We start from the raw sequence: 23,117 nt of genomic DNA, 5'->3' as shown, positions 1-23,117 counted from the left end.
GTCAGAAGATTACTTCCTCAGGGTCTATTTCAATCCCAGACTTAGAAATGATAAATGGGTGCTTGTAGGGGTCATGTCTTGTAAATCTCATTTTATAGATGGTGAGCGTGCGTCTATATTCTCCTTTCACATTTTCATAGTTTAGAAAGACCAGTCCATCTACCAGAAACTTCTCAAAGTCATACTTTGTGAGTTTACCCTCTGGTGCTTCGGAGATTAAAACGGATGTGAAACCTGACTCTGTGAGAAACCGCACAAATTTGAACATTTCCTTTCTAAGCAAATCTTCACTCGAATATGCAACTCCAATGCCAGAAAGAGAGTCCACTACAATTCTGGTTGCCCTGCTCTGGCTTGCTGCGCCATCTATGAAGGTTTTTAGGGTGGAAAAGTCCACTAGGTCATCTCTAGCCCTGATTTCCCCGATATCCAGTATCATAATTTTGTTTTCCTTTTCAAATCTTTCTATTTCAAAATTGTACCTTCTAGCTGCCTTGTAAAGATTCTGTCTCGGTTCTTCAACAAGAATCAGAATCCCAGTTTCTCCGTAGCTTTTTGCACCTCTGTAAATAAATTCAAGACCGAACAAACTCTTAGCGCTTCCTGCAGGCCCAGAGACAAGAACTGTGGAACCTTCAGGCAGCCCACCTTCGCACAACACATCAAATCCGTTTATTCCTGACTTTATTCTCTTCATTTTTTATCTCCTCCTTGGTCTTTTCCAGAATCTTTTTTGCATTCTCAACACCTGCAAGATTTGCAAGTTCTTCGAAAATTTGCTTTTCCGCATATTCAATTTCTGATACTGATACAATCTTTCCTTCTCCATTGTCAATCCAGTACCTTATCTTTTCTCCTAGGCGTGATTTAATTGCTTCAGTCCTTGCCCTTCCGAAAACTCGTTCACAGTATGCTAGGACCTCTCTTAGAAACATTATCTTCTGCTCATTTGCCTCCTGCACAACTTTTACCTTGATCCAGAACTCAGGAGCCTTTAGTTTGTATTCATAGAACCCTCTTCTTTTTCCTCTCACAAATCTTTTTTCTACAATACCGTATTCTGAGCAAATGTCGAGAAAGTTTGAGACGATTGCAGTGTGCAGTTTTACGGCCCCTGCGACCTTGGCGCTGTAGCACCAACCATTATCATGCAGATACTTCAGAATCTCAATTCTTTTCCTGTTTCCGAGTTCTGAAAGAATCTTTCTGTCCCCAATAATTTCAAGTGTCAAGGGATCACCCATTACTTCATTTTTTGTGAAATTATTTTCTGCCTGCTGGAAGAAGTAATGGATTTCAAAGAATATAAACCTTCCTGAAAACTTCTCAAAAAGTGAAATTTAAAAAATAATGAAGGTAAAAAAGTTCCAGATTTACATCTGTGTCTGCTCTTTCTTCTTTTCCTCTTTCTTTTCCTCTTTTGGTTTCTTCTTTGGCGGCATATCCCTCACTCCCGTGAGTTTTGGTTCTATGTTACTACCCCAATTACATGGTTAGATTTAAACTTTTGGGAAAACAGAAATGCCTCAACTATTATTGCAAGTAAGATATAATCAGAAAATGCATCATTTATTGCCTGTAAAAGTTCAATTATCAAACAAAATGTGTCTCATACCATATGAGAAAAATATTTATACGGTCGGACAATCCCAATTTTGAATGAAGGGAGCAATTGTGCAAGTAACTTCTGCGTGTAATCTTAGATGTAATTCGTGTGAGACTTATAAATTAAAGCCAGAATTTATAAAATGGAATAAGGAGTGGCTTATTAATCTTAAAAGAGAGGGTTTTTGGTATCTTTCTCTTACAGGAGGTGAACCTACTCTCCACCCTGAAATTGTTGAAATGTTGAAGGCCATGAAACAGCTTAGGTTTTTTACCCATATTGCTACAAACGGCACAAATCTCAATAGGATTAAGGAAGTTGTAGAATATCTTGATGCCATAACTGTTTCAATTGATGATTATATCCCAGAGATGCATAACCTTTTCAGAGGAAGAAAATCTTTTGACAGTGCAGTCGAGTGTGCCAGATATGTTAAAGGAAAGGTAAAGATAGCAACAGTGAACATGCTGGTACACGATGATAATGCAGAGCGAGTGATTGAAATGGCAAGTTTTGTGAATACAGAGATCGGGTTGCCGCTCTCACTCTGTTTCATGGATTCTGAGAGCTATGTTTTCAATAAGCGATTCACTGCTGAGCGAGATAAGATTAGAAGAGCTTTTTCTCTAGTCTACTCTAACTATAGACAATATGTTTTTGGAAACACAAGAGAATACTACAGGCAGTGTATTGCATATCTAGATGGTGGTCGAGTTTCTGAATGTAGAGCAGGAGAAACGATTTTTTTCATTGATGTAAAGGGAACTCTAAATGCATGTTTCAAACATAAAAAGAGACCCGATGGCTGTAATGAGTGTTTCATACAATGTTTCAGAGAGCCCTCTCTGTTTAGACCAATTATTCATGGTGGCATATTTCTGAGGAATTATCTAATGGGTAAGTGGAAGAATTATCAAAAAATTAGTTAATAACAATTTTTTAGTAAGTGTTGTTTTTCACCCACTAAATTGTTTATATATAAATAATGAAACATTAAATTAATAATGGATTACGCAATATTCATGACTAAATCTTCTCCAAGCTTTCACGAATCTTCAGGAATTCCACTTGTTTTTCCTGGATTGCCTTCTCCTTTTTCCGTAACTCCTCTTCTCGGCTAGCTAACGCTTTTTCCCTTGCCTCAATCTCTTTCTCCCTGTCCTCTAAAGCCATGATTTTTTCATGTTCCAGTTCCTCAATCTCCTTATGTTTCTTTTCGATTTCTTCCATGCGTTTTTCCAACTCCTTCTCTCTGTCCTCCAACTCTTCCTGGCGTCTAAGAAGTTCTGCAAGTCCACGCTTCAGCTCCTTTTCCTTTTCCGTCTGGTTCTGGGCTTTCTCCTGTAACCGCTTCTCCTTCTCCTCCAAACTCCTCTCCTTCTTTGCTAGTTCCTTTTCTTTTCCTTCAATCTCCTTCTGTCTCGCAGCCAGCATCTCCTCTACCTTCTTCTGCCGTTCTCCAATTTCCAAGATCTTGCCATCAATCTCTTTTTCCTTAGCCTCAAGACCAGCTTGTTTCTGTTCCAGCTCTTTTCTTTCCTCCTCTACTTTTGCTCTCATTTCAGCCAGTGCCGCAAGCTTATCCTTCACCTGGCTTTCTATAGATTCCACATGTTTCTCTCTTTCATCAATAGCTTTCTCTCTCTCAACAACTTCCTTTGCCTTTTCCAGTACCTTCTTTTTCTCTTTCTCTAGCTCTGCCCGGATTTTCTCCACATCCTTACTCTGCCTCGCCCTTTCTGCAGCAAAACTCTCTCGCTCCTCTGCAATTTTCTCTAACTCTAAATTGATTTCCCTTTCTTTCTGGCTCAACACTTTCTCTCTTTCCTTGAGCCGTTCCTCAAAACTCCGCAAATCCTTTTCTTTCTCAGCAAGTAATTTTTCTTTCCCAATTATTTCATCGTAGATTTCACGAATCTTTTCTTTCTCTTTTTCGATTTCTTCCTCATGTGCTTTCAATTCTTTCTCCATTACAGCCAGTGCCTTTTCTTTTCTCTCAAGTTCCTCCTTTTTCTTCAGGTACCTAGTTTCAATTTCCTTCAAATTTTTCTTCTCTTTAGCTAATGCATTTTCGAATTCATTGAGTTCTGCCTCTCGCTCAGCAATTTTCTTCTCTCTACTCTCCAGTTCCTCAAATTTCGCATTTAAACTTTCTTTCTCTTTTTCCAGATATATTTTTTCCTTTTCAATGGCATCTTTCTCCTCTGCGAGCTTTCGTTTTTCCTTCTCTATCTTTGCCTCTTCTTGCTCCAGTCCATTTGCTCTTGCTGTAATCTCCTCTTCTCTCTTCGCTAATGTCATGCTCTCTTTCTTGAGGTCCCGTTCTTTCCTGGCAATCTCCTCCTCTCTTTTCGTAAGATTTCCAGAAAAAGTCCTTAATCTCTCCTCCTCTGCCTTGATCTCTTTCCATCTGGCTTCAATTTTTTTGTTTTCATTCACAATTTTTTCCTCTTCATCAGCAAGCTTCCTCTCTCTGTCTAGAAACTGTTCTTCTCTTTTAAACATCTCCTCCAGTTTTCTTTCTATATTTTTCTTGGTTTCAGCGTTCTTCTCAATCTGGGCTGCAATTTCGGTCCATGCCCTTGAAATCTCAATTTTCTCATTTGAGAGTCGTTCCAGTTCTTTTTTAAGATTTTCTTCGCGTACCTTAAGCGAGGCCTCATAGGTCTTTAGATTTGTTTCTCTCTCGGTAAGATTCTTTTCAATTTCAGCCAGCTCCTTCTTCTTTCTTTCTAGTTCCTCGCTTTCCTTTGCTAGTTTCATTTCCAGAATTCGCTTCTCTGCAATCTGCTCTATGTCCAAATCAGCCTTTTCCTTCCCAGAAAGATGTTTTAACAAAGTTAAGCTGCTTGCCTTCAGCCGTTCAATTTCCTCACGCATCAATGCAGCATCTCCCTGCTCTCCAGATACGATTTCATCAGTTGCTGGTGATTGTATTGGTTTTGCCTTTTCAATTTCAGAAAGGAGCGCAATCCGTTTTGCACTTTCCTCCTCACTTGCAGCTCTTATTGCATCCTGGAGCAAGTCGTTGTATGGTTTTTTCGGAACACATCCTGCTTCTGGATATTTCTGGAGCACGAAATCAATGTTAATGGATGAGGATTTATAAACAAAGGTGTGAACTTCAATTACCGCCTCTGGATTTAAGAGTTCGATGAAAACTTTCAACAAGGCCTCTTCTCCGAATAATTCGGTCTCCTTCATAAAATAAGCTCCACAAATCCCTCCATTTTTGTAGAGAAGGTATCCCAGTGCGGTTTTTCCGCCTTTTGCTGTTGAAACACCAACATAGCCAGATAATTTGCTTTCTTCAGCTTCAGCAAGCACTGCAGTGGCAGTTTCCCTACCTCCGAGTGCTGTGTTTATCAGCTTGCCAGAAGGTAATATCAAATTTTCACCACTGTGATATTATTTATTGGCTATATAAGGTTTGTTGGATTTGATTGTTGTCACATGTCTTTACAAATAAGAATTATTTATAAACAATATTTCATAACTATATTTATAAATAATATATTATGTATTAAAACCTTCATTCTCCAAGACATCTTTCAAGATTCCTTTCTTTGCCAGGAAGTAAAACACTATCGTCTCCTCATCGTACAGGTTTCCATAGAGCTTCCGTTTCTCACTTACCATCTTCACAAATTCATCGTATTCCATCTCCTCACTAAAGAAAGGATAGTACTTCCTGAGCAAGCTCATGATGAATGAAATGCAATGCAGGATAAAGAACTTTTGCCTTGCAAGCTTTTCCCCACGACTGTTATAAATTGCTTTTACGGGGTTTTTCAATTTAGGAATGTTGAATTAGTAAGACGGAGTGGGAAAAACCATTTATTTGCGTTCTAATGCGTTCCGACCTCCTGGCTCAAAAAACCTACATTTCGCGGCACTTCTATCAAACATCTGGCTCTACGAATGAAGTATAACAGAGATTATACTTCATAATTTCACGGTAATTCTGCAGGTCCCGCCCAATGCCAAAAGCGTTAAAAAAATATATAAGAGAAGTTTCAATATGTAGGTGAAGAAAGGTGAGAGCATGAAAACGGTTTGCATTGTGTCCTGCGGAAAAATGAAAATCTGGGATAAGAATCCAAATGCTGGCAAAACTAGAGCTGAGGAGGCATACATTGGGGTACCTACAAAAAGCTCCATAAAATATGCAAAAAAGTTTCATCCAGATGATTGTTCATCCTCTCTGCAAAATACGGATTCTTGCGTCCAGATGATTTGATTGAGTCGTATAATGTAACTTTTAAGAAAAAACATACGAATCCAATAAGTGTGGATGAACTTTCTAAACAAATAATAGAGAAAGGATTAGGCCAGTATGATAGAATTGTAGTGTTAGGCGGAGAGGATTATGTAGAAGTTGTAAAGAAGGCTTTTGAGAAAGCATCCCTCAAAAAAGAAATTCTTACACCTCTAGCTGGGTTGAGGAGTGGAGAGAGGGCACACTGTCTCACAGAGGCTATCCAAAAGAATGAACCTCTTTATTAAATGACCAACATTAAAGAAACAGTTATAAGCACATTAGATATATGCCTCTCTGGTGTAAAATATGGGAAGAATTTGCGTGGCGAATAATATAGTCCACACTCCTCATTACTATAACAAAGAGGACGAACTTGAAAAGGATGTACTGGCAAATGCACAATATATTTTTGGGGAGGACATACTGCTTTTGCCAAAGCAGAAGGTGCGCACTGAAGGGGGAGTAGAATCCATTCCAGATGCTTTGGTACTTTTCGTGAAGGATAGTAAGTGGGCAATTGTAGAAATAGAACTAGCGTCCCATGATTTGTATGATCATATTTTAGCGCAAGTGGAAAAATTCTCTCCTTCGAGCAAAAGAGATATTCTGATAGAGAAGTTTTATGAACTGGGAAAACTCTCTAACAGTTTGCAGGGTATGGAGGATAAACATAAGTTTATTTCAGATGTAATAAAAAAGGATCCAGAACGAATTGTTATAATCGACGAGATTTCTGCCAAAGTTGAGGAGTTTTCTTCTAAATATGGTTGGATTGTGTTGGAGTTTAAGAAATATACGAGTGAAAAAGGCACAATTATCTTTCTCTTTGATGCACTTCTTAAAGAGTCTTATCCACAGCTTCCATCTGAGGAAGGAGAAGGACGCATTGAAAAAACTAGAGGAAAAAGGGGAAGCAAATACGATGAATACTGGGAAAGGAATTTGGAAAAATTACTTCAACTTTTACTTCAGGCATACCAGAAAGGTGATTCAGATATACTTGATGTGTCAGAGTTGGGTATAAAAGGTGCACGAAAGCCCGAAAATTGGAAAAGGTCTGGTGCATTCTGGAAGGAAATGGAAAGAAAGGATATAAAGAAAGGCACAGGGGCACATCTATCTGCTCTCCTAAATTTACTGATTGATAAAAAAGAGGATATTCATCAGGAAATACCCGGCCATACAAGATTTGAGATTAGAGTATGGACGAATGCAAAGCACAATGGAATCCTGGATCCAAGCAAAGATAAACTCTATCTGCAAATCAGAAAAATCGAGTGAACCGTGTTATTGGTTTTAATTTATTTATTTCTATAATTACATAATTGTATTAATAAATAAACAGATACACTCTCTTTAGATAAATACTAACCAATTTCTTAGTATCTACCAAAAAATTAGTATCTATTCATCAATTTCTATCTTCATTCCATCACTGGCAGCGATGCACTTCACGCCAGTCTGCTGTTCAATCCAGCGTGCCTCTGCTTCTGGGTCCGCTTCTATCATTTTCAAGCCAAAATGAGTGAGAATGCACAGTTCTGGCTTTACAATTGATGCAAATTCTGAAGCATCGTCAGTAGTGAGATGGTATGGTATTTTGGCAGCTCTGGGGCGAGTGACTGGAAGAATAAGCACTCTTGCATTTCTGTATGCACCTGCAATTTCTTTCGAAAATTCCGTGTCAGCAACATATGAAATGACTCCAGAACTGGTAGAAAATTTGAGACCCACTGTTGTTGGGTCTGAATGTATTGTTGGTGCTGGAGTAACCACAAGCTCTCCCAGTTTTATGTTGTTTTTTTCAATTACCATGCATGTCTCCACATTTTTCTGAAAATATTTGGAAATACATGGTCCAATATTATCCACGCCCTCCAGCGTGCTCCTGCTCCCTAGCAAAAAACCCCTTTTTCTTCTTCCCCCCATTGTCATTGCTTCCGTAAGAATCTCCGCATCCACATAATGGTCTGGATGACAATGGGTCACTATAATTGCATCTGTCTGTGTGGGGTCAATTCCATTCCTGCTTGCATGCACAAGGGCACCTGGACCAGGGTCTATGTGAACTCTCGATTGTTTTTCTAAGCCAGTATGCTCTAGATAAATGCCACCAGTTGCTCTTGTTTGATAAAGGGTAGCAAATCTTCCGCCGCCCGTACCAAGAAATGTGAGTTTTATCATGTAACCATAGTATATATCTCTGCAGTAATTAAATTTTTTTATATAAGATTATAAAATTCATGCTGGTTGTTTTCCAGTATGTTGTAAAAATCTTGGTGCAAAAATTTATTAGACACCAATCCCATTACCAAAATCATGAAACTGGTTGCACTGGTGCTGGCAGGAGGCAGGGTAGATGAACTGGGTGTGCTCACACTGACAAGACCAAAGTCGGCAGTACCGTTTGGTGGCATCTACAGAATCATTGATTTTCCATTGAGCAATCTCCACAATTCTGGTATAGAAATTGTTGGGATACTCTCACAGTACAATCCATCTGAACTGATAAGTCATATTGGCTCTGGTATTCACTGGGACCTTGTAGGCAGGGGCAAGGGCATCAAAATTCTTCCACCATATAAGGGTGTGAGGACAAGTGACTGGTATAGGGGAACTGCAGATGCAGTGTACCAGAACATATCTTTCATTCAAGAGCATACGCCAGAAAATGTGCTCATTATTTCTGGGGACCACATTTACTGCATGGACTACAACGAAATAATTTCCATGCATCTGGAGAAAAATGCAGATTTAACTGTGGGCTTTGTGAAGGTTGACCCTAACGAGGGGCACAGATTTGGAATGGCGGACATCGGAAAAGACGGAAGTGTTAAGGATTATGTGGAAAAGCCAGAAAAGACAAAGTATGAGTGGGCATCACTCACAATTTATGTGTTTAAAACACAGGTTTTACTTGAGGAATTAAAGAAAAATGCAAAGGGCAAATCGCACGAGTTTGGCCGTGACATAATTCCTGAGATGATGAAGGAAGGAAAGAAGGTGTATGGCTACAAATTTGGTGGTTACTGGGGCTATACAAGGACGCTTCAGGAATACTTCAGCACGAACATGGACTTGCTTGGAGAAAATCCGAAGATAAATCCAGAAGAATGGGGAATAAGGACAAACATTTATGGCAATTACCATTATGATCTACCACCAACTAGATTCTATCCTACCTCAGATGTAGAGGATGTCTTAGTTGCAAGGGGTTCCAAAATAAAGGGAAAAATAATTCATTCCATAATTTCTTCAAATGTAATAGTTGAAAAGGGTGCAGTTGTGAAAAATTCGCTGATAATGTCTGATTGTGTTATTGGAGAAGGGACTGTGGTGGAAAACACGATTATTGACGAAGCGACCATAGTAGGAAAAAATTCCGTGATTGGTGGCTGTAAAAAAATCACATGCATCGGGAAAAATTCTAAAATTCCAGATACAGTGTCCATAGGTGAGGGCTGCGTTGTCTGGCCATTCACAGGCGAGAGTTGCTTTAAGGAAAAAAGAATTGAGCCAGGCACAACAATAGGAGGTGAGGAGTGATGCGGAAAACTGTGGGAATGCTGCTTGCGGGTGGTGTGGGCTCTAGGTTAAGCATTCTTGCAAAAAAAAGAGCGAAGCCAGCAGTGCCTTTCGGAGGAATGTACAGGATAATTGATTTTACCTTAAGCAATGCCTGTAATTCTGGTGTAAGAGTGCTTGGAATTCTTACCCAGTATAAACCACTTTCCCTGATGGACCACATTGGAAGCGGCAGTGCCTGGGACTATGTTGGCCGCTCCAGAGTGGCAAAGATTCTTCCGCCAAGAACTGGTGAGAAGGAATTTGACTGGTACAAAGGCACAGCAGATGCAATCTACCAGAACATTGGTTTTATCAGGGATTTCGCGCCTGAGCGAGTGCTGATTCTCTCTGGGGACCACATTTACAAAATGGACTACTCTGAACTGGTAAATTATCACAAGGAAAAGGGTGCGGATCTAACAATTGCCACCATGGAAGTGCCGCTGAGCGAAGCACCCAGATTCGGAATCGCAATCACTGATACAGACGGGAGAATAGTGGACTGGGAGGAGAAGCCCAAAACACCAAAAAGCAACATTGCCTCAATGGGCATCTATGTGTTTAATATGGATGTGCTTGAGAATGTGCTGAAGAAAAAGCTAGGAAACGACTTTGGAAAAGATATAATTGGTTGGATGATAAAAAATTATAAGGTTTATGCTTATCCGTTTAAGGGTTACTGGAGGGATGTAGGGACAATTCAGTCATACTGGGAGGCAAATATGGATGCCCTGGATGAAAATTCGCAGCTAACACTTGATGAGTGGAATTTACGCACGAATCTGGCAGAGATGCGAAGGAGTGACAGGGCACCTGCCTATGTTGGTTCTGGTGGCACTGTGCTGAACAGCATTGTTTCACCAGGCTGCAGAATTGAAGGCAAGGTGGTACATTCTGTGCTTTCGCCTGGAGTGATTGTGAAAAAAGGTGCATTTGTGCATGATTCTGTTATCATGCAGGATTGCGTGATTGGAGAAAATGCAGTGCTGGAAACCGTAATCCTGGATAAGAATGTGGTTGTGGGAGCTGAAACCCACATAGGGGCTGGGCATGAAAGTGTGCCTAATAAAAAATATCCAGAGTATCTGAATTCTGGGATTACTGTGATTGGAAAAAATGCAGTTGTGCCTGAGAAGATGGAGATTGGGAAGAATGTGCTGATTTTCCCTGATGTGAGGAAAGAGGATTATTCAGGCAAGAAGCTGGAGTGTGGGGAAACAATTGAGATTTAGAGGTGGGAAACTGAGGGTCCTTTTGAGGTTGAAGGCGACAAAATCCCAGGAGATTAGGAATGAGAGTCATAAAAACCAGGGTTTTGTTTACGACCTGATAAGACAGAGTGGTTTTCCAGATTTGCATGGAAAATATGGGTACAAGTTTTTCTGCTTTTCTGGAATCTTTCCGCAGAAGAGCGTAGAGCCAGGTGAGATAAGGCATTTCATAATTTCTTCGCCAAGCAAGGAATTGATGAAGGGAATCGGGGATTGCTTGAGAGAAGCCGAGGAGATAAACATAGGAGAGATGCAGTTCCAGCTCTCTGATTTTTCTGTGTTTGAAGTCAAGCTTAGCGAAAAACCTTGTGTGCGGTGCGAGACACCAGTTATTGTGCGAATTCCAGAGTCGCTTTATGAAAAATACGGAATTCCAATGGAGGAGAGAAAGCGAAGGTATGTTTACTGGCGTCCCAAGTATCCATTTGAGGCATTTCTGAAGCAGGTGAGTGAGAACTTGATAAAGAAGTACAACGATTTCTATGGCACTGAGATTCAGAATTATGACTTGTTCGAGCAGTTTGTGTTTAAAAAGCAGGTGAACCTGCGGTATGTGGTGGAGGGCAGAAGTTATGGTGCTGCAGGCAGTTTATGGGAGTTTCACTGGAGCCACATGGATGCTGTGCAGCGAAAAATAATTGAGTTCGGACTCGATGCTGGCTTCGGAGAGAGGAACAGTTTTGGGTTTGGATTTGTGAATGGAAGGTGAAAACTAGGATTTTTTTATGAGCGTATTCAAAAACCTCCCATGTATCCTCGTATCTCCAGTCAGTTCAGGGTGGAATGTGAGAGCCAGGTGATTTCCCTGCTCTACCATGATTATGTTTTTTCCATCCGTTGCCAGAACTTTTGCATCACCCCATGCCTCTGTGATTATAGGAGCCCGTATGAAAATTGCACGGAATTTTCTGTCGAAGCCAGCAATCTCTACATCTGCCTCGAACGAATCCACCTGCCTGCCATAGGCGTTCCTGCTGACTGCAATGTCCATCAAAGCCAGTGTTTCCACATTTCCCTCATTTACTTTCTTCGCAAGCATTATTGCCCCCGCACAGGTGCCCATGATACCCATGCCAGCAATTGCTTTTTTCCGCACTTCCTCAAAAAGCCCAGTGCGTTTGAGCATTGAAGAGATTGTGGTGCTCTCTCCGCCCGGAATTATCAGCCCGTCCAATCCTTCTAGATGTTCCAGACGCTTGACCACGAGTACCTCTCCCTTGATTTTCAGTTCTTCCATTGCTTTCCATGTAATTTCCACATGCTCAGAAACAGCCCCCTGAATGCCAAGCACACCAATCTTCATTTTCTCATACCTGAAAACAAATTAAAGCAATCTTCTACCCTCTGCAAGAATCTCAATTCCATTGAGTTCTCCAATCAACTTCCCATTTTTATCCACGACTGGGATGTCCAGAATGCCCTTCTCAACAACAATCATCAGTGCTTTCTCAATAGTGTCATCTGGAGTTATGGTTTCCACTGGCAGCATGACTTCATCCACTTTCTCACTCAAAACTTCCCTCAGAAACCGTATCGCAGAAACTATCCCTTTGCCACGCACACCAGCACGATAGGCAACATGCTTCAGAATTGTGCTGAGCATCACCGCACCCACTACTTCCATTTTGTTGTTGACCACGAACACTGTTCTTAACCTCAATTCTTTCAGGAATACATCTGCCACAGCATCCAAAGAACTTCCGAGTTTCACATAATGTGGTTCCTTAATCAGCTTCTGGTAATGCTCGCTCACCTTCTCATCTTTAAACAACTTGCCCATGTTTCAAGGATGGCAGAGGGCTATAAAAGGTTAGCGGGTGCTTTGTATTTTTTTCTGAAGCACTACCCATTAGTACCCATCCAAAAGAATTTTATACATTAGTGGCATATTAGATATAACATGGGGACTGCTTATTACATTTATGCAGCTATCTATCTTTCAATCACATTAGCACTACTGTATGTGGCGCACCGCGGCTATTGGTCGAATCCAAAAAGAAGAGAAAACAAGTATTTTCTGTTCTTGTGTCTTGCGGGTGTGATTTGGGGCTTTGCGGAAACAGCATACTGGCTCTGCGATGATGTTAAACTCCTGATTGCCATTATCCACTTGGACTATGTTGGGGCGATAATGACTGGACCTGTTTTCTTCCTCCTTGCGAATGCTGTACCTATCTGGCGGCCTATCCTCAACAAAAAGTGGGTAATTTATCTGATTTCAGGGATTATTCTTTTCTTTGAGGTTATTTGCTTAACCAACCCGTTTACCCATATTTACATTTCCAGTTTTTATGAATTTGAGAATTTTCCTGGCAAGTATGGTTCAAACTGGACCGTATTTTGGTGGGGATACGCTGCAGTGGAATACACCTTTTTTATTGCTGGCTTCATTTCACTCGCACTCTCAATCAAACAGGCAAGGACAAAGATTGAGAAAAGCCAGGCAAGGATTCTCGTTCTTGCGGTAGTTATACCGTTTATAGGAAACGCATTTGAGTTGACAACAAGAATGCTCCCAGACCCAACTACAATTTTCATGAGTATCACGGCAATGCTGTTTGGCTATGCACTTACAAAGTACAAACTCATGGCAATAGCACCAGTAGTTGAGCGAAAGGATGGAATTCCAGAGAAATTACCAATCTCAATAGATCGAGGTTTAAACTATCTAGTGCTTGACGATCACACGAATTCCAGTTATTTTGCACTTAGGTTGCTTTCCACTGAAAAACCAGGTCTCTGTGTGACTGGTAAAGCGCCAGATGTAGTTCGAACTGCGTTCAAAATCGAGAAACTGCCAATTATATGGATTACAGAGGTGGAAACAGAGGAGCAGTCAGCAAATCCAGCTAGACTTGATTTTGAGATCACACAAAGCATAATTAACTTTATGCGAGAAAATCCAGGGGCTTCAGTTTTAATAGATGACATAGAGTATCTTACAATCAAATGTGGTTTTGACGCTGTTACTAACTTTCTGAAAGACATTGCGGATGTGGCTTCCACCACAAGCTCTACATTCATAGTCCAAATTCGCCCCTCATTTTACGATGATGAAAAGCGAAGAATTCTCACATCAATGTTTGATAGAAAGCTAACCCTGCCAGAAATCTATCCTGTTGGTAAGGGTGTGGAGAGAACTGTGCTGCATTACAGGGACGAGAAGACATTGGAAAAGATTGCCACAGAAATTCCAGAGACAGACAAAGTGCTAGTTATCACGAGAACACACCCTAAGAAAATTGAAAGACACTTCAAAAATGCGGAGTATTACTGGATTACAGACCTTGATATAAGCAATGTGAAGACGATAAGGCCAGAAGCAGTTGAAACGGACTTCATACTTGCTATAAAGAATGCAATCAGAGATGGCGTGAAACATGTTGTGATTGATGGCTGTGATGTAGTGAAAATCAAAATCTCATTGGATAAGTACATTAGTTTTATCAAAGACATCACTGATCTAGCTCACAAGTACGGAGTTAAGCTCTACTGTGTGGTTGAGGTAAGTGATGATAAAGAGAATGTGGTGATTTGCAGCAGATTTGATAGAGTAGTAAAGTGAAGTGGGAATAGGTGGTACAACTAGTCCATGCATTAGAATAGTTTATATATCCCACAACAATATAGGAGATGGGTTTAAAATGGATGCAGGAGACGAAGTCAGGGAAAGGATAAAGAGATTAGCGGATGAACGGAATGAACTCATCGCAAGAGTAGAGCAACTTGAGCGGGAGAAACAGGAAATAGCTGGTCTCTGGCAGTCAAAAGTAGACCAACTCAGCGCACTTGTGGGACAGTATGAAGAGAAGATAAAGGGCTTGCAGTATCAGATTGACTATGTTAATGAGCAGTATGAAAAAATGAAAGAGGAGCGGAATAAATCGATCCGTGAGCTAAACGAAGAGATAGACCGGGTAGATGCACTTAACGAGGAGTTGACTGCAAAGGTGAAGGCACTTGAGGAGGAAAATGCTTCGCTCAAGGCAGCACTTGCTCAAGGCCAACAGGTTCAGCCACTCCCTCCGCAACCTCCGCAGCAGGATACAAAAAACCTTGAAGAGCTACTGGATGCAAAAGAGAAAAGAATCAAGGAACTAGAAGAAGAGAATAAAATGCTAAGGGAGCATGTTAGTGCTTCTAATGACCTCCAAACATTGCTTTTTGAAAAAGAGCGTGAGATAAAGGAGCTGAGTGAACGGCTTAGAATCATGAGGGAGGGAGGTCAGGTACAATCACAACCATCTGGTACTGCAGAGATTGAAAATTCCGCTAGAATTGCTGAACTTCAAGCACTCTTGGCAGAGAGGGATGGTTTAATTAAGGAACTGGGAGCAAAAATAACTGCACTTGAAAGTGAGAATCGGGAGTTGAAGCAAAGAATTAGTCAGATGGAGACGGCCCCTGCAGGAGCAGTCAGTTCTTTCGCTTCCGAGTTTGTTATGGCAACTGAAGAAAACTTGCAAATTCCAGATGGGCTGGAAATCAGAGGGAATTTAAAGGCAGGAAAGGAGATGATTGTGGGCAAAAATGCAAAGATTCATGGTAATCTCATAGTTGGCGGTAAGATTACAGTTGGAGAAAACGCATTGGTTGAGGGGAAAATTGAGTGCGGTGAATGTGTGATTAGCTCTGCTTCAACTGTAAACGAAATTATTGCGTTAGGCAGTGTGGAGATTGGCGGCAATTCTAAAACTGGCAGAATTGTAGCGAAAGGGAATGTGGTTTGCAGGGAAAATGTAGTAGTTGAAAGGATAGAGGCAGACGGAGATGTAGAACTGGGTGCGAATACTGTTGTTAACAATGGCGTGGTTTATGGAGGCGGGATAAAGCTCGGAAAGAAGGTAAAGGTTCACGGTGAGATTACCTCTAAAGAATAACTATGAAACCATTGCTCATTCTGGATACTAGCATGCTTTTTGCACCATTCAATTACTCTTTTAACCTGGATGCCGCAGTGCAGGATTTCATTGGCAGTGTTGAGATTGTGGTTCCCTCCTCTGTGATAAAAGAACTTGAGGGACTTGCGAAAACTGAGGCATTGGCAAGAACTGTGCTGCAATTTGCAAGGAAGTACAGCGTGGTTGAGGTGGAACAGAGAGGTGATAGAGGAGTTATTGAGTGTGCTGAAAAATTCAAGGATAGAGAGGTCTATGTTGCCACTATGGATTCGAAGCTGGGAGATAAAATTGTGAAAAAAGGTCGTAGGGTGGTTTTTCTCAGAGAAGGGCAGAGGCTTGCAATTAGGGAGCGATAGTCCTTTACATGTAAAAAAAATTTTACTTGTGTGGGAGAAGTATATATGCTTTCTCGCCAATCTCTTGGATGGTGATTGAAATGGTCGGAAGGCGGAAAGGAAAGAGGTATGTGCTGAAGAAGAAGGTGGGCATTCTTCTGGCTGCTGTAGTCATAGGTACATTGGGACTTCTTGCAATAAACATTGATTCAATTTACCTCTCGACAAAGCCAAACTTGTTCGTCTGTTTTCCAGAGCGCCTGATTTCTGGCTATGAAAATTCGTTCATTGTGAAGGCACTTGCTCCTGATGGGAAACCACTTCCAAACAAGATGGTGGAGATAGAGATTAAAGGAGCAAGTGGCGAGAAAGTTCACTGGGCAGGCAAAACCGACAAAGATGGTGTTCTGATTCCCAAAATCTCACTTGCACAGATTTATGGTAAAGGAGAGCTTGTGGTGCAATCCGAGGGATATTCTATATCTAAGACAATTGTTGTGGATTCCAACATCAGAATCTTAATTACCACAGACAAACCAATATACAAGCCAGGCGATAAAATGTATGTGCGAGTTCTTGCGTTTAATGGGAATGTGCCCCTTGCTCAGTCCGTTGTGGCTGAAATCAGGGACCCAGATGGCAATAAAATCTACAGAAAGGAACTCGCACCTGATAAGCATGGCATAGCAAGTTTTGATTTTCCATTTGGTAATGTGCTTCCGCTTGGAGAGTATAACATTACTGTGATGTGTGGCAAGGTGTCACAGCAGAAAACAGTGGTGGTCAAGAAGTATGTGCTGCCTAAATTCGCAATTGAATTTCAGGATGTTAAGGACTGGTATCTAATAGGTGATGCAGTCAGGGGAAGCATAAAATGCAAATACTTTTTTGGGAAAGATGTGAAAGGCACAGTCACAATTACCGCAAGTGTTTATGCGGGTGAATGGATATCTTTACCAGTTTATCCTTCTACAGGGTCACTTATTTCTGGCTTCTTCTCTTTCACGACCGCAAACATCTCCTATGCTGCAGGAGTTCCAGTTAATGCCTACAATAGCTACTTGCTTTTGAATGCAACTGTTATCGATGAGGCAGGGCACATGGAGGTGAAGAGCAAGGTGGTCACCATAGGAAGGAAACCTATTGAGGTCTCTGTGCTCTCCACAACTGGAATGAAAGATGTAGCCACAGAAATTTATGTGCTAGCAAGATACCCGGATGGAACGCCTGTTGAAGATGCTGCAGTGACGCTCAGGAGATACTACTATTCTAGCACTCTTGATGCGACCACCACGGATGCTAGAGGACTGGCAAAACTTGTTTTTGTGTCTACTCAGTCAGCAGGCATGCAATTCATTTATGTTGAGGTGAAGAAGGGCGATCTCATTGGCTACGCAGTATTTAGTGTTCCTGAAAACCAAATAAAGGTTGTGCCTTCGAAGGAGAAGTACAGAGTGGGCGAAGAAGCAAAATTCAAGGTCTTTTACAGAGGCAGTTCTATGACAAATGAGGTTTACTATGATGTAGTTGCCTCTGGCTTTGTGATATCAAATGGAATTGCAAAGCTCACTGGAGAAAATGCAGAATTCTCACTTCACATTTCCAGCGATTATGCGCCCTATGCTCAGGTTAGGGTGTACAAGATTGAGGCAAACTTGAGTGTTGTCAGGGATGTGGCTTTTATTTCAGTTGAAAGTGATAAGGAATTGAAGGTGGGAATTACCTCTGATAAGGAAATTTATCTGCCAAGAGAGAATGCAAGCATCACATTTTCAGTGGAACATGGCGTGCCAGTAAAGGCAGTGCTCGGTGTGAAGATTGTGGATAAGTCAGTTTATGAACTTGAGGAAAGGTTTACAGGAATTGATAAACTCTATTTTCAGCTGGAGAAGGAATTTACCACACCTGCCTACATGCTTGCAGAATATATTTTTGGGAATCAAACAGCAGAAGTTACCCCTGTCCTAGCAACAATGACTAGCACAGTGCGTCCAGATAGTGTTGTAAATCTAGCTGATGTGAATAAGGAAAATGCAGCAACATTGAAAAATTCATTTCTTGAGGTGTATTTCGGAATTCTAGTAGTGCTTGGAAGTGCAGGGTTTGGGGGTTTACTTTGTTACAGTTACATTAAATATCCAGCTTTTTTGGAACAGGAGTTTCTCAAGGTCATCGGTGTAATAATGCTTATGGTTGTTCTATCTGGAATTCTCTACTCAATGGTAATGGGAATGATGAGTGGTCCTGCCAGTAGTCCTGCTGACGATTGGGTATATAAGGGAGGTGGTGGGAGACTAGGTCCTCCAGGTCCACCAAGTCCCGCAGTTGAAAACACAGCATCACAGGGCGGTGGACTCTACTACACTCAATCCCCGGGAGTAAAACTAGTTCGACAATTCTTCCCTGAAACATGGTACTGGAATCCTCTGATTGAGACAGGAGAAAATGGTTCTGCAACCGTAAATCTCCTGGTGCCTGATTCAATCACTTCCTGGGAGGTGGAGGCGGTTGCTTCTACATCCAATTGCAGAATTGGGGTTGGCTGGAAGAACATCACAGTCTTCCAGGACTTCTTCGTGGAGCCAGACATTCCTGTTTCCCTGACAAGAAACGACACAATCTCGCTCAGAGTGATGGTTTACAATTACAAGAATGAGACGCTGGATGTTACAGTGCATCTTAGACAGGATAGCTGGTTTGAACTTTACTCCAATTCCACGCAAATCCTCCAGATTCCTGCGAACACTGTCTCTTCGCTTTACTTTGAAATCCGGGCACTGAAAGTGGGCATCCACCAGCTCTTTGTTTCAGCTGAAGGAACCAATGTATGGGATGCAGTGCTGCGAGATGTAGAGGTTGTGCCTGATGGAAAAATGGTTTCGGAGATTATCAACGGAAGAATCGAAAACAATGCGAGCAAGGAGCATGTGATAAATTTCTCAGCAGAGAGAATTGAAAACAGCGAGCGGTTGTTTGCGAAACTCCAGACAGGGATAGAGGCAGTGGTAATAGATGGTGCAGAGGAATACATTCATTTTGTGAGCGGTTGCGGAGAACAGTCAATGTCCACCCTCTCCATTGATGTCCTTGCTTACAGGGCTGCAAAGAAATCCCTGCAAAGCACTGAGAAACAGTTTGAATATGAAATGATTGTAACCCAGGGCATTCAGCACGAACTTCAGTATCTTGTGAAGGCACAGAATGGAATTGGCAGAGGAATTGTCTGGTTCCCTGGTGATAGAGATGTGCATCCCTGGCTGACTTCATGGGGGCTGATTACATTCCAGGATGCAATCAGTGCGGGTTTCACGATTGACGAGACCATTATTTCAGACATGCAGAAATGGCTATTGTCCCAGCAGAAAGCAGATGGTTCATTTGTCTTTCCAGAATGGGGGTTATACGAATATACTCATCCAACCCTTAGATCCAAAACTGTGGCTTGCACTGCTTATGTGACGAGAGCATTGATGTATTCAGGAATTTCTGTAGAAGACCATAGAATTCAGAAAGCCCTTGCCTACATTGCGGAAAATGTTGAAACTCACAAGGATGATGCCTACACACTTGCCATTTGCACGCTCACACTTGCCATGGGCAACTGGAATCAGAGGTTTGTTATCAACCTTGCTGACAGAATTTATGAGCTGAGAGAAGTGGAGAACGACACAGTGTACTGGAACTCCAGGAGCACATTGCTTTCAGACGATCATCCAGGTTTTTATCGGAGAATTTCGCCGAGAACAATAGAGACGACTGGCTATGCGGTAATGGCACTCCATGGTGTAGGAGCGCACCTAGATGCAATTTCAGGTGGAGTGAAATTCCTGCTTGAGAACAGACAAAGGCATGGTTATTTCTCTACCCAGGATACTGTGGTCGCGTTCCAGGCGTTGTTTACTGCCGGAGAAACAAAGGTCAAATTACTAAATGTGAGCTTGTTTGTGAACGGAACCAAAGCGTTCGAAGCTCAGTACACACTTGAAAATGCAGACATCACTTATTATGTTGACATGAAACAGTATGTGCAGGACTCCGTGCTTATACAGATTGTCACATCTGGCAGTGGGGTGCTGAACTACCAGATAATCAAGGAGGAATACCTTCCATTTGAAGAAGAGGAGGCGACTGCTCCGCTCAAGCTTTCAGTAAGCTACAGCACGAACAACATCCATGTGAATGACATGGTGCTCGTGAGTTTGATTGTGAATTACACGCTGGATTTTCCGATGAAGATGCTGCTCATTGACTTTCGTGCTCCTGCTGGATTCGGATTCGTTGAGAGCGACTTCCAGAACCTCACAGCCGCAAAAAAAATCAGCAGATATGAGATAAACGGACGGCTTTCCTACCTCTACATTCAGGATTTACCACCCAACGCAAAAATCTCGCTCACATTCAGAATAATTGCTCTCTATCCCCTGAAAGCATTGGCACATGGAACCAGGGCCTTTGACATGTATATGCCAGACCTTTGTGCAGAGGCAAAACCAGAGATGTTTGAAGTAAGTTAGGTTGATATCCACAAAAACAGAAAAGAAAAACAAATAAAAAAAATTTAAAATTTTTATTTTTAGAAATTGTTTCTCTTTTTCCTCATGCTAAGGATTGCCAGAGCACCAGAGAGCAGGAAGAACACCGCCAGGGGAGTGGTCTCAGAGATTGGAACGGGCTGTGCGAGAGGTCCACTGTCACTTGCTCCTGCAGAGCCAGCTATTGGATAGGTGCCAGTGCCATCCCAATTGCTCCAGTAATTGCCTTGGTTGGTTGCTGTATCATACCATTTGTTTCCGCCAGCATCGTCTGCTGCTTGACTGTTTCCAGATGCACCCTTGCCTGCACCATTGTTTCCCCAGAAGTTGTTATGGTGGATTATGTTGTCTGTGGAGCCAGAACTAATGGATATGGCATAGTTTGTGTTGTTACAGAAAGCGTTGTATGTGATTGTGTTGTTTTTGGCAGAACTCAGATGCACTCCATACATTGAATTGTATGAGATGTTGTTGTACATCAGTGTATTCCAGTTGCTTGAGGTGATATACACTCCTCTTGTGTGGTTTGTGATTTTGTTGTTTGTGACTGTGTTATTTTCAGAACCGTATCCGAGCATCACTCCATAACTTACATCTGCATTAATGGTATTCTGGTCAATCACATTTCCTTTGGCGTTCATGAGTGAAATCCCCTTTCCAGTTGGATTTCCTTCAGGGTCCAATCCGGAGTTATTGGAGATGTCATTGTGAGAAAATGTGTTGTTGCAAGAATAGGATGTGTAGGATATGACTTCAATTCCATATTTATTGAATTTGATACCGTTCTGGGTTACAAGAGTGTTATTTACGGTTTCAAAGTACAGCCCATAGATATTCTTGGTAATCTGGTTGCTCTGAATAATTGTGTCACACACCACATTGAGATATATGCCATAATAAGAGTTGTTGGTTACATTGTTGTTCTGAGAGATTGTGCAGTTATTTGATTTGACTATTTGGATGCCCACGAAACAATCGTAAACCACATTGCCCACCATGTTCCAGTTAGTGGCATTTTCAATGTAGATGCCAGCACTCCATGTAAGATTTGCATTGTTTATTGTGTTTTCATACAAATCGTTGTTACTTGGTAGTCCTACACCATATATTCCGTACTTGGTTGTAGAAATTATATTCCCAGCTATTGTGTTATACGAGCTCTCCACTCTGATGCCCACGACACCACTGGATATTGTGTTGGATGCAATTGTGTTGTTGTCTGTTATCAGATATATTGACCAGTTTCCACCAGAGAAGACATTATTTTCAACTACCGTGTTGTTGCTGGCGGAACATATGAACATTCCATAGAAGTAGTCACTCAAATTGTTGTTGGTTACACTGGTATTGTCCGAATCGTAGATATAGATACCATAGTGGTCCGGTGTGATACCAGATACTGGCACTCCAGTAATTGTGTTGTGCTCGATTGTATTATCATCAGAGTAATAATTTACATATATCGCTCTCTTTTTATTATCAAACATTGTGTTGTTTGAAATTGTGTTCCACTTGGCTCCTTGCATGTAGATTCCATACATCTCATTTGACGAAATCTCATTTCCGTCTATTGTGTTGTAGTTAGCTGATGTTATGTAAATCCCTACCCCAGTGGTGCCAAAAGTACTGCCCTTCTTGTTTTCAGAAAAGTTGTTGTTTGAGATTACATTGTTATTTGAAGAGGATATGTACATTCCGCCGTAGATGCTACCACATGCAATGTTATATGAGATTGTGTTCCAGTTTGCGAAGTCAATGTAAATCCCATAAGAATAGTAGGTATTGTTTGAGCAGTTGTTGTAAGTAACTGTGTTGTAATGTGAAAGACGCATGTAAATCGCGTTTTGACTGCAAAACACTGCAGAGTTTTGAGTGATTGTGTTGTTAGAAGAAACAATCAGATAAATCCCAAATGTATTGTTTGAGACATCGTTATACTGGATTGTGTTGTTATCTGCAAGGTCTAGGTAAATGCCATACTGACAATTTGTTATGGTGTTATTCTCCAGCAGTCCATGAGTTGCGTTTCTAAGTTCAATACCTGCTCCGTATGGTGGATTTGCACTGTTGTTAGCACTGGTTATGTTACAATTTCTTATCACAAAGTAGGCACTGGTGTCACGGATCCATATGCCATACGAGCCACCCGCAGCATCAATGTCCCATCCCTCTATGATATAGGGGTCGCTCATTGTGCCTGAACCTCCAGTTACTCCATTTGCAGATGTGAAATCTGCATCGCTTGAGATTTGGATAGGTGCATGTGTAGTACCTGTTGGCAAGGTTCCGTTCGTTGCTGCCTCTGCATAGTTTGTAAAGAGCCCGAACGCACTTAAAACCACGAGAACCATCGTTGCCCAAGCAACCATTTTCGCAGACAAGTTCTTCTCCTTTCCGGAAAGGAACGAAGTCATAGCTCCTTCTTTCTTTGCTTGAAATTTTCTATTGTGCATATTAATCACATTACGGGTAATGCAAATATTGTATTTATTTTTTAATGCTCATTTTACTTTACAGGTACTCACTAACTTCCCAAGTTTTGAGTAATATGTATTTCCAGCTCATTAAGCAGTTTTCTCGTGGATTTTGTCACTTCATTCACAAAGTTCTGCTCCCCTACGGTCACAACATAAACTTTGGATAA

The 23,117-nt window shown here is 41.4% G+C and carries 19 protein-coding genes; 11 read left to right on the top strand and 8 right to left on the bottom strand.

Features of this window, described 5'->3' with window-relative positions; translation table 11 throughout:
- Position 1 precedes the first annotated feature (1 nt).
- The gene (locus tag QXD64_03700) at positions 2-697 is read right to left on the bottom strand and encodes an ATPase domain-containing protein (protein ID MEM3396418.1); all 696 of its coding nucleotides are present in this window, start codon (positions 695-697) and stop codon (positions 2-4) included.
- Positions 663-1,232: a helix-turn-helix transcriptional regulator gene (locus tag QXD64_03695; protein ID MEM3396417.1), complete on the bottom strand. Its 570-nt coding sequence runs from the start codon at positions 1,230-1,232 to the stop codon at positions 663-665. The genes QXD64_03700 and QXD64_03695 overlap by 35 nt, the downstream gene beginning before the upstream one ends.
- Before the next feature lie 427 nt (positions 1,233-1,659).
- On the opposite strand from QXD64_03695, the gene QXD64_03690 reads away from it, so the two are divergent.
- Positions 1,660-2,535: a radical SAM protein gene (locus tag QXD64_03690; GenBank protein ID MEM3396416.1), complete on the top strand. Its 876-nt coding sequence runs from the start codon at positions 1,660-1,662 to the stop codon at positions 2,533-2,535.
- A 97-nt stretch (positions 2,536-2,632) separates the two neighbouring features.
- On the opposite strand, the gene QXD64_03685 is transcribed toward QXD64_03690, so the two are convergent.
- Both QXD64_03685 and QXD64_03680 read right to left on the bottom strand, forming a co-directional pair.
- Positions 2,633-4,996 (bottom strand): hypothetical protein, encoded by a 2,364-nt coding sequence (locus QXD64_03685; GenBank protein MEM3396415.1) that lies wholly within the window; start codon positions 4,994-4,996, stop codon positions 2,633-2,635.
- A 126-nt stretch (positions 4,997-5,122) separates the two neighbouring features.
- A complete protein-coding gene (locus QXD64_03680) occupies positions 5,123-5,311 on the bottom strand; it encodes a hypothetical protein (protein ID MEM3396414.1) in 189 nt (62 codons plus the stop codon).
- A gap of 340 nt (positions 5,312-5,651) precedes the next feature.
- Here QXD64_03680 and QXD64_03675 point away from each other — a divergent pair, with 340 nt between their 5' ends.
- The 3 genes from QXD64_03675 to QXD64_03665 all read left to right on the top strand — a co-directional run bounded on the left by QXD64_03675 (position 5,652) and on the right by QXD64_03665 (position 7,148).
- Positions 5,652-5,846, top strand: coding sequence for a hypothetical protein (locus QXD64_03675; GenBank protein MEM3396413.1), 195 nt, complete (start codon positions 5,652-5,654; stop codon positions 5,844-5,846).
- Entirely contained in the window at positions 5,843-6,112 is a 270-nt protein-coding gene (locus tag QXD64_03670) for a hypothetical protein (protein MEM3396412.1), read from the top strand. The genes QXD64_03675 and QXD64_03670 overlap by 4 nt, the downstream gene beginning before the upstream one ends.
- Positions 6,113-6,173: 61 nt before the next feature.
- On the top strand, positions 6,174-7,148 hold the full coding sequence (locus QXD64_03665; protein ID MEM3396411.1) for a hypothetical protein: 975 nt from the start codon (positions 6,174-6,176) through the stop codon (positions 7,146-7,148).
- Positions 7,149-7,271: 123 nt separating this feature from the next.
- Here the strand turns inward: QXD64_03665 and QXD64_03660 are convergent, their stop codons facing one another.
- Positions 7,272-8,051: an MBL fold metallo-hydrolase gene (locus tag QXD64_03660; protein ID MEM3396410.1), complete on the bottom strand. Its 780-nt coding sequence runs from the start codon at positions 8,049-8,051 to the stop codon at positions 7,272-7,274.
- 135 nt (positions 8,052-8,186) lie between these two features.
- On the opposite strand from QXD64_03660, the gene glgD reads away from it, so the two are divergent.
- Genes glgD through cas6 form a run of 3 tightly spaced genes read left to right on the top strand, consistent with a single transcriptional unit; the run spans position 8,187 to position 11,414 of the window.
- A complete protein-coding gene (gene glgD / locus QXD64_03655; GenBank protein ID MEM3396409.1) occupies positions 8,187-9,413 on the top strand; it encodes a glucose-1-phosphate adenylyltransferase subunit GlgD in 1,227 nt (408 codons plus the stop codon).
- Positions 9,413-10,666 carry a glucose-1-phosphate adenylyltransferase gene (locus QXD64_03650; GenBank protein MEM3396408.1) on the top strand — a complete coding sequence of 418 codons (1,254 nt, stop codon included), beginning with the start codon at positions 9,413-9,415 and terminating at the stop codon, positions 10,664-10,666. The genes glgD and QXD64_03650 overlap by 1 nt, the downstream gene beginning before the upstream one ends.
- Complete coding sequence (gene cas6, locus QXD64_03645) at positions 10,656-11,414, top strand: CRISPR-associated endoribonuclease Cas6 (protein ID MEM3396407.1); 759 nt, start codon at positions 10,656-10,658, stop codon at positions 11,412-11,414. The genes QXD64_03650 and cas6 overlap by 11 nt, the downstream gene beginning before the upstream one ends.
- Before the next feature lie 3 nt (positions 11,415-11,417).
- Here cas6 and pdxT read toward each other — a convergent pair whose 3' ends face one another.
- Positions 11,418-12,008 carry a pyridoxal 5'-phosphate synthase glutaminase subunit PdxT gene (gene pdxT, locus QXD64_03640; protein ID MEM3396406.1) on the bottom strand — a complete coding sequence of 197 codons (591 nt, stop codon included), beginning with the start codon at positions 12,006-12,008 and terminating at the stop codon, positions 11,418-11,420.
- A gap of 21 nt (positions 12,009-12,029) precedes the next feature.
- On the bottom strand, positions 12,030-12,485 hold the full coding sequence (locus QXD64_03635; GenBank protein MEM3396405.1) for a CBS domain-containing protein: 456 nt from the start codon (positions 12,483-12,485) through the stop codon (positions 12,030-12,032).
- A 120-nt stretch (positions 12,486-12,605) separates the two neighbouring features.
- Between QXD64_03635 and QXD64_03630 the strand changes: the two genes are divergently transcribed.
- The 4 genes from QXD64_03630 to QXD64_03615 all read left to right on the top strand — a co-directional run bounded on the left by QXD64_03630 (position 12,606) and on the right by QXD64_03615 (position 20,455).
- On the top strand, positions 12,606-14,270 hold the full coding sequence (locus QXD64_03630; protein ID MEM3396404.1) for a DUF835 domain-containing protein: 1,665 nt from the start codon (positions 12,606-12,608) through the stop codon (positions 14,268-14,270).
- Positions 14,271-14,349: 79 nt separating this feature from the next.
- Positions 14,350-15,585: a hypothetical protein gene (locus QXD64_03625; GenBank protein ID MEM3396403.1), complete on the top strand. Its 1,236-nt coding sequence runs from the start codon at positions 14,350-14,352 to the stop codon at positions 15,583-15,585.
- A gap of 2 nt (positions 15,586-15,587) precedes the next feature.
- Complete coding sequence (locus QXD64_03620) at positions 15,588-15,962, top strand: PIN domain-containing protein (protein MEM3396402.1); 375 nt, start codon at positions 15,588-15,590, stop codon at positions 15,960-15,962.
- A gap of 68 nt (positions 15,963-16,030) precedes the next feature.
- Complete coding sequence (locus tag QXD64_03615) at positions 16,031-20,455, top strand: alpha-2-macroglobulin family protein (protein MEM3396401.1); 4,425 nt, start codon at positions 16,031-16,033, stop codon at positions 20,453-20,455.
- 59 nt (positions 20,456-20,514) lie between these two features.
- Here the strand turns inward: QXD64_03615 and QXD64_03610 are convergent, their stop codons facing one another.
- Positions 20,515-22,926, bottom strand: coding sequence for a NosD domain-containing protein (locus tag QXD64_03610; protein ID MEM3396400.1), 2,412 nt, complete (start codon positions 22,924-22,926; stop codon positions 20,515-20,517).
- Positions 22,927-23,117: the final 191 nt, after the last annotated feature.

Source organism: Thermoplasmata archaeon, assembly GCA_038874435.1.
In the GTDB taxonomy this organism is placed as follows: domain Archaea; phylum Thermoplasmatota; class Thermoplasmata; order Lutacidiplasmatales; family SKW197; genus SKW197.
Note: the sequence above shows the minus strand (reverse complement) of the source record. Positions and strands in the feature narration are given on the sequence as shown.